Annotated in this window: 6 protein-coding genes; all 6 read left to right on the forward strand. The window is 63.0% G+C overall.

Going from position 1 to position 8360, the window contains the following annotated elements:
* Positions 1 to 8: 8 nt before the first annotated feature.
* The 6 genes from NKI35_RS12870 to NKI35_RS12895 all read left to right on the forward strand — a co-directional run bounded on the left by NKI35_RS12870 (position 9) and on the right by NKI35_RS12895 (position 8104).
* Positions 9 to 1994, forward strand: a complete 1986-nt coding sequence (locus tag NKI35_RS12870; protein ID WP_023683486.1) for a CocE/NonD family hydrolase — start codon at positions 9 to 11, stop codon at positions 1992 to 1994.
* A gap of 154 nt (positions 1995 to 2148) precedes the next feature.
* Positions 2149 to 3735: an ABC transporter substrate-binding protein gene (locus NKI35_RS12875; RefSeq protein WP_023671387.1), complete on the forward strand. Its 1587-nt coding sequence runs from the start codon at positions 2149 to 2151 to the stop codon at positions 3733 to 3735.
* Between the two features lie 16 nt (positions 3736 to 3751).
* Positions 3752 to 4711, forward strand: a complete 960-nt coding sequence (locus NKI35_RS12880) for an ABC transporter permease (protein WP_023671388.1) — start codon at positions 3752 to 3754, stop codon at positions 4709 to 4711.
* 9 nt (positions 4712 to 4720) lie between these two features.
* Complete coding sequence (locus NKI35_RS12885; protein WP_023671389.1) at positions 4721 to 5545, forward strand: ABC transporter permease; 825 nt, start codon at positions 4721 to 4723, stop codon at positions 5543 to 5545.
* Entirely contained in the window at positions 5545 to 7200 is a 1656-nt protein-coding gene (locus NKI35_RS12890; protein WP_023671390.1) for an ABC transporter ATP-binding protein, read from the forward strand. Before NKI35_RS12885 ends, NKI35_RS12890 begins: the two co-directional genes overlap by 1 nt.
* A 64-nt stretch (positions 7201 to 7264) precedes the next feature.
* Complete coding sequence (locus NKI35_RS12895; protein ID WP_023815944.1) at positions 7265 to 8104, forward strand: alkaline phosphatase family protein; 840 nt, start codon at positions 7265 to 7267, stop codon at positions 8102 to 8104.
* Positions 8105 to 8360: the final 256 nt, after the last annotated feature.

Here is an 8360-nt window from a genome sequence, read left to right on the forward strand (position 1 = left end):
AGCATCGCATGAAAACCATCACCGAATTTCCCCGCAAGGTCGTCGAATTCCCCGATATGGGCATCGTCATGCCGGATGGTTGCCGGCTGTCGGCGCGGGTTTGGATGCCGGAGGACGCCAGCAGCGATCCGGTGCCGGCGATCCTCGAGCACCTGCCCTACCGCAAGCGCGACGGCACCATCTTTCGCGATCAGCTGACGCATCCCTATTTTGCCGGCCACGGCTACGCCTCGATCCGCGTCGACATGCGCGGCAATGGCGATTCCGAAGGTCTGATGGACGACGAATATTCCGAGCAGGAATTGCAGGACGCCTGCGATGTGATTGCCTGGGCGGCAGCACAGCCCTGGTGCAACGGCAGTGTCGGCATGATGGGCATTTCCTGGGGTGGCTTCAACTGCCTGCAGGTGGCGGCCAAGCAGCCGCCGGCGCTGAAGGCGGTGATCAGCCTGTGCTCGACCGTCGACCGCTACGCCGATGACATCCACTACAAGGGCGGCTGCCTTTTGACGGAAAATTTCGGCTGGGCCTCGACCATGTTGTCCTATTCGTCGCGACCGCCGGATCCGCTGATTGCGGGCGACAACCGCTGGCGCGACCTCTGGCTGACGCGGCTGGAGAACCAGTCTTTCCTTCTGCCGCTCTGGCTCAGCCATCAGCATCGCGACGCCTATTGGAAACGCGGTTCGATCTGCGAGGATTTCTCCGCGGTCAAAGCCGCCGTGCTGTCGATCGGCGGCTGGCATGACGGCTACCGCAACACGATTTCGCATCTGGTCACCAACATCCAGGCGCCGGTGAAGGGCATTGTCGGGCCATGGATCCACAAATACCCGCATTATGCCGAACCCAAACCCGCCATCGGCTTCCTGCAGGAGGCGTTGCGCTGGTGGGACAGCTGGTTGAAGGGCGTCGACACCGGCGTCGAGGCCGACCCGGACTACCGCGCCTATGTCATGGACAGTGTGCGGCCGGCGCGCTGGCACCCGGAGCGGCCGGGCCGTTGGGTGGCCGAACAGGAATGGCCGTCTCCCAACATCAAGGTCGGGGCGATCGAACTCATTGCTGACGGCGTCAGGCCGGCGATCGTGGCGACCCCGCAAAGCTGCGGGCTCGCCGGCGGCGAATATTTTCCCTTCACCTTTGGCCCGGAACTGCCGGGCGACCAGCGCCCGGACGATGCGCTGTCCGTCTGCTTCGATCAGCCTGTGCTTGCCGAGACACTCGACATCGTCGGCGCGCCGGAGCTTCTCATCCGGGTGTCGTCCGATCGCCCGCAGGCGAACATCGCGGTTCGACTGTGCGACGTGCACCCCGACGGCGCCTCGGAACTGATCTCCTACGGCGTGCTCAACCTGACGCATCGTTCTTCGCACGAACAGCCGCAAGCGCTGGTGCCGGGCGAAACGGTTTCGGCGCGCGTTATTCTCGACCAGTGCGCCTACCGCGTGCCGGCCGGACACCGCCTGCGCATCGCGGTTTCCAATGCTTACTGGCCGATGATCTGGCCGTCGCCGGAGCCGGTGCGGCTCGACCTTTCAGCGGCGACGCTGAGGCTGCCGCTGCGCCCGCTCGCAAAAGCCGACGAGACCTCGTTCCAGTCTCCCGAAGGCGCAACACCCTGGGCAACCGCGACAGTTCGTGCAGCGAATTCCGAGCGTCACGTCGATCGCGATGAGAAGACCGGCATCGTCACGCTGTCGATCACGGATGATTTCGGAGAAGTGCGCGATCTCGCGCATGGACTGGCCAATGGCAGCATTGCCCGCGAGAGCTGGACGATCCACCCCGACGACCCGCTGTCTGCCTCGGGCCGCACGCACTGGACGCAGACCTTGTCGCGAAACGGATGGTCGGTGCGCACCGAGACGTCGGCTGAAATGCGCTGCGATGCGCAAAACTTCATCGTCAGCGCCAGAATCGAAGCCTATGAGGGCGAAACGCTGGTTTTCGAACGCGATTTCGAAGAGACGATCCCGCGCGACCTGCTCTGAGCGTCGACCCGACTGGTCCAGTTGCGACGCACGATTTACGCCACGGCATGTCGCATTCCGTCTTGCTTACGGCTTTGCCTTCCGGTCAATATCCCTTTGGTAACAACAAGCAAAAAACGACCATAAGGTCGAACCAACAGAGTGAGGAACTCAAATGTCCAACGAACTCGAATATCTGAGCCGGCGCGTTGCGTCCGGCAAGCTGAGCCGTCGTGATTTCCTCGGCCGCGCCGCAGCACTCGGCGTCACAGCGCCCTTCGCCAATATGCTGCTTTCCAGTGCGGCTCGCGCGGAAGGCCCGGTCAAGGGCGGCACGCTGAAGGCCGGCCTCGTCGGCGGCGAATCCACGAACAGCCTGGACCCGGCTTTGTTCATGACGCAAGTGCCGTTCGCTTTTGGCAAGATGTGGGGCGAGCTGATCGTCGAGCTGTCCCCGGAAGGCAAACTCGAGAACCGCATCGCCGAAGAGATCGGCTCGTCGGACGACGCCAAGGTGTGGACGCTGAAAATCCGCGACGGCGTCGAATTCCACAACGGCAAGACGGTGACCGCTGAGGATGTGGCGGCAACCCTCGAGCGCCATTCCGATGAAAAATCGAAGTCCGGCGCGCTGGGCTACATGAAAGGCATCGACAGCATCAAGGCCAGTGGCAAGGAAGTCGTCCTGACGCTGAAGGAGGCCAACGCCGACCTTCCCTATCTCCTCAGCGACTACCACCTCATCGTCCAGCCCAACGGCGGCAAGGACAAGGCGGATGCCGGCATCTCGGCAGGACCCTACAAGGTCACTACCAACGAGCCCGGCGTGCGCCATGGCGGCGAGCGCTTCGCCAATTACTGGCAGGCCGACAAGATGGGCCATGCCGACCAGATCGAGATCATCGTCATCAACGACGCGACCGCGCGCACGGCGGCCCTGCAGGGCGGCCAGGTCAACATGATCAACCGCGTCGAGCCGAAAATCGTCGACCTCATCAAGCGCGTACCGGGCGTCACCATCCGCAACCATGCCGGCCCCGGCCACTACGTCTTCATCATGCATTGCAACACCGCGCCCTTCGACAACAGCGACCTGCGCATGGCGCTGAAGCTCGCGATCGACCGCGAAGAGATGCTGAACAAGGTGCTGCGCGGCTACGGCTCGCTCGGCAACGACTTCCCGATCAATTCGTCCTATCCGCTGTTTTCCGAGATCGAGCAGCGCAAATATGATCCCGACAAGGCCAAGTTCCACTACAAGAAGTCGGGCCATGACGGCACCGTGCTGCTGCGCACCTCCGACGTCGCCTTCCCGGGCGCGGTCGACGCCTCGCAGCTCTTCCAGCAGAGCGCGGCCAAGGCCGGCATCAAGATCGAGCTCAAGCGCGAGCCCGGCGACGGCTACTGGAACGAGGTCTGGAACAAGCAGCCCTTCTGCGCCTCCTATTGGGGCGGCCGCTCGACCCAGGACCAGATGTACTCGACCGCCTATCTGTCGACCGCCGACTGGAACGACACCCGTTTCAAGCGTCCGGACTTCGACAAGCTGGTGCTGGCCGCACGCGCCGAACTCGACGAGACCAAGCGCAAGCAGATGTACCACGACATGGCCGTGCTGGTGCGCGACGAGGGCGGCCTGATCCTGCCGATGTTCAATCAGTTCATCGATGCGACAGGCGCCAAGGTCGGCGGCTGGGTAGACGATCCGCATCAGGAGCTGATGAACGGCTACGCGCTGGCGAAGTGCTGGCTCGAAGCCTGAGCCCGGCTTTGCGGATATGTCCTCACCCGTCGTGAAACTTGTGGCCCAGCGCGTTGCGCTGGGCATCGTCCTCTTGCTGGCCGTTTCGGTCCTGATCTTCGCCGGCACCCAGATCCTGCCCGGCGACGTCGCGCAAGCCATTCTCGGACAGTCGGCGACGCCGGAATCGCTCGCCAATCTGCGCGAGCAGCTCGGCCTGAATCAGCCGGCTTACATCAGGTATTTCCATTGGCTAGGCGGTGTGCTCACCGGCGATCTTGGCACGGCGATGTCGAGCGGCCAGGATATTGCCACATCGATCAAGGGGCGGCTGTGGAACACGCTGTTCCTCGCCTTCTGGGCTGCGATCGTGGCCGTGCCGCTGGCCATCATCCTCGGCCTGATCGCCGTGCGTTACCGCAATGGCTGGGTCGACAAGCTGATCTCCGGCCTGGCGCTCGCCTCGACATCTTTCCCGGAATTCTTCATCGGCTATGTGCTCGTCTATTTCTTTGCCGTGAAGTATCAATGGTTCCCGGCCATTTCCACGGTCTATGACGGCATGCCGTTCGGTGAGCGCATGCAGGCGATCGCGTTGCCGGCCACCGCGCTGACGCTGGTTGTGCTGGCGCATATGATGCGCATGACCCGCGCGGCCATCCTCAACGTCATGCAGTCGGCCTATGTCGAGACGGCAGAACTGAAAGGCCTGTCGGCCTTCAACGTCATCCGCAAGCATGCTTTCCCCAATGCCATAGCGCCGATCATCAACGTCGTCATGCTCAACCTCGCCTACCTCATCGTCGGCGTCGTCGTGGTCGAGGTGATCTTCGTCTATCCCGGCATGGGACAATATCTGGTCGACCACGTCACCAAGCGCGACGTGCCGGTGGTGCAGGCGGTCGGCCTGGTCTTCGCCGCCGTCTATATCAGCCTGAACATCATTGCGGACATCGGGGCGATTGTCGCCAATCCGCGCCTCAGACATCCGAAATAGGCGGCGGGCATGCTCGACATCAAACGCATCCCCATCCCCGCGCTGATCGGCATCGTGCTGACGGCTATGTTCGTGCTGGCGGCAGTTTTCGCACCGTTGATCGCACCGTACGGCAATGCCGAAATCGTCGGCGATGTCTGGGAACCGATGACGGCGGCACATTTGCTGGGCACCGACAATCTCGGTCGCGATCTTCTGTCGCGCATGATCTACGGCGCTCGCATCACGCTGTTCATTGCGGTGCTGGCCACCGCCCTGTCATTCTCGCTCGGCGCCATCCTCGGCTTTTCGGCGGCGGTGTTCGGCGGCTGGTTCGACACGCTTCTGTCGCGCCTTGTCGATCTGCTGATGTCGATCCCGACCCTGATCATGGCGCTCGTCGTGCTTTCGGTGCTGCCGACCAATCTGGTGACGCTGATCCTGGTGATGGGCGTCCTCGACTCGACCCGCGTCTACCGGCTGTCGCGCGCGGTGGCCGTCGACATCAACGTCATGGATTATGTCGAGGCCGCCAAGCTGCGGGGCGAAGGCAGCGGCTGGATCATCTTCCGCGAGATCCTGCCCAACGCGCTGTCGCCGCTGGTCTCGGAACTTGGCCTGCGCTTCATCTACGCGGTGCTGTTCTTGTCGACGCTGTCCTTTCTCGGCCTTGGCGTGCAACCGCCGGATGCCGACTGGGGCGGCATGGTCAAGGAAAACAAGGACGGCATCGTCTTCGGTATCGGGGCGGCACTCATCCCCGCCGCGGCGATCGCGGCACTGGCGATTTCGGTCAATCTGGTCGCTGACTGGGTGCTCAACCGCACGACAAGCCTGAAGGGAGGACGCGGGTGATGGCTGACACAAAAGCAAAGCCCGGCCTGCTGCTCGATATCCGCAATCTGCGCATCGAAGCGACAGTGTTTCCGCCCGGCGAAGCGCCGAAGAACATCGTTTTGGTCCACGATGTCTCGCTGACGCTGGAAAAGGGCAAGGTGCTCGGCCTGATCGGCGAGTCCGGCGCCGGCAAGTCGACCATCGGCCTGTCGTCGATGGGCTATGGCCGTGGCGGCGTGCGCATCACCGGCGGAGAGGTGCTGCTCAACGGCCGCGATATCCTCAAGGGCGGCAAGGAAGGTTTCCGCAAATTGCGCGGCCGCGAGGTCTGCTATGTCGCGCAGTCGGCGGCCGCCGCCTTCAACCCGGCGCACAAGCTGATGGACCAGGTGGTGGAAGCAACGCTGCTGCATGGCACGGCGACACGCGCCGAGGCCGAGAAACGTGCCGTGGCGTTGTTCAAGAAGCTCAGCCTGCCAAACCCCGAAATTATCGGCGAACGCTTCCCGCACCAGGTCTCAGGCGGCCAGTTGCAGCGCGTGATGACGGCTATGGCGCTGTGTTCGGAACCTGACCTGATCGTCTTCGACGAGCCGACCACGGCGCTCGACGTGACGACGCAGATCGACGTGCTGGCGGCGATCAAGGACGCCATCCGCGACACCCATGTCGCGGCGCTCTACATTACCCACGATCTTGCCGTCGTCGCCCAGGTCTCGGACGAGATCATGGTGCTGCGCCATGGCAGGCTGGTCGAATGGGGCGGCACTCGCCAGATCATCAAGGAGCCGCGCCAGGAATACACCAATGCGCTGGTCTCGGTGCATGAGATCGAGCATGCCGAGCAGAAGCCCGGCGCCGCGCCGTTCCTGTCGGTCAAGAACGTCACCGCCGCTTACGGCGGCAGCCACGTCAAGGTGCTGAAGAACGTCTCGGTCGACATCTATCCAGGACAGACGCTGGCCGTCGTCGGTGAATCCGGCTCCGGCAAGTCGACGCTGGCGCGCGCCATCACCGGGCTGTTGCCGCCGGAAGAAGGCACCGTCACCTTCGACGGCAGGCCGCTCGCCAACAGGCTTGCCGACCGGCCGAAGGAGGATCTGCGCCAGTTGCAGATGATCTACCAGATGGCCGACGTGGCGATGAACCCGCGCCAGACCGTCGGCACCATTATCGGCCGGCCGCTGGAGTTCTATTTCGGCATTCGCGGCCGCGAGCGCGACAAACGCGTCGCCGAACTGCTCGATGAGATAGAGATGGGCAAGGGCTTTCTCGACCGCTATCCGGCCGAACTCTCCGGCGGCCAGAAACAGCGCGTCTGTATCGCCCGCTCGCTCGCCGCCAAGCCCAAGCTGATCATCTGCGACGAGGTGACATCGGCGCTCGATCCGCTGGTGGCCAACGGCATTCTCAAGCTGCTGCTCAACCTGCAGCAGCACGAGAAGGTCGCCTACCTCTTCATCACCCACGATCTGGCGACGGTGAAGTCGATCGCCGATTCGATCGCGGTGATGTACCGCGGCGAGGTGGTGCGCTACGGCGCCAAGAGCAAGGTGCTGACGCCGCCCTTCGACGCCTATACCGACCTGCTGCTGTCGTCCGTTCCCGAGATGGAGATCGGCTGGCTGGAAAAGGCGATCAAGGGACGGCGCATGGCGAGCGCGGGGAATTAGTAGGGAATTCGCGGCCTTTGTCGCGAAAACTTCTTTCAACGGCAAAAGCTTTCCGGAGCCGCCCATGGCGCTCAAGACCAAACTGCTGCTCATCATTCTCGATGGCGTGCCCTACCGGAACTGGCGCCGGCTGATGGGCAATCTCGAAGGCTGGGTGCAATCGGGCGAGGCGCAGGTGTGGAAGATGCGCTCGGTGCTGCCGTCGACCTCGGCCTGCTGCTATGCCTCGATCCACACCGGGGTTTCGCCGCAGGAGCACGGCATCCTATCCAACGAGAACCGTTTTCTCGTCAACAAGCCGGATATTTTCTCCGAGGTCAGCAAGGCCGGCGGCAAGACCGGCGCGGTGACGCATTCCTACTGGTCGGAATTCTTCCGTTCCTATCCGTTCGATCTGGTCGAGGACATGGAGTTCGACGAGCCCAACGGACCGATCGCGCATGGCCGCTTCCACACCATGACCGGCTACAATTTGCGCAACCAGATGACGCCGAGCGATGTCGATTTGTTTGCGACACTGACCCTGCTGACCCGGCGCCACGCCATCGACTACGGGATCCTGCACACCTGCACGCTGGATTCGATGGGCCATCGCTTCGGCCATGACTGCCACGAAATGGACCATGCCTGCTACGCGATGGACGGCATGCTGGCAGCCTTCCTGCCGGGCTGGCGGCAAGCCGGTTACGAGGTGATCGTAACCGCCGACCACGGCCAGACAGACCGCGGCCATCATGGCGGCCGCGACGATGAAATGCAGGATTTCGCGCTGTATTATTTCGGAGCCGGCAAAGGGCCGGATCCGGACACGCTGCTTGATCAGCTGCAACTGGCGCCGACGGTGCTGAAGCGGCTGGGTGTGCCGGTGCCGGAGACCATGAAGGCTAAGCCGTTTTTGGGGTGACGGAGGTCGTCGCTGAGCCGCCGTTCGCTACCCCCTCTCCCCGTCACTATACGGGGAGAGGGTAAGGGTGAGGGGCAGCGCTAACATCAAAATAAATACCCCAACGCCGGCGCCGCCCCTCATCCGCCTGCCGGCACCTTCTCCCCGTATAGTGACGGGGAGAAGGGAGACGTGTCCGAACCGGATAGATAGGTAACAGAATGGACCGATAGCATGGGTGACAGTTTTCTTGTCCGCCGGAGGACCGGCGATGGTT

This window comes from Mesorhizobium sp. M0676 (genome assembly GCF_040320535.1).
Classification (GTDB): domain Bacteria; phylum Pseudomonadota; class Alphaproteobacteria; order Rhizobiales; family Rhizobiaceae; genus Mesorhizobium.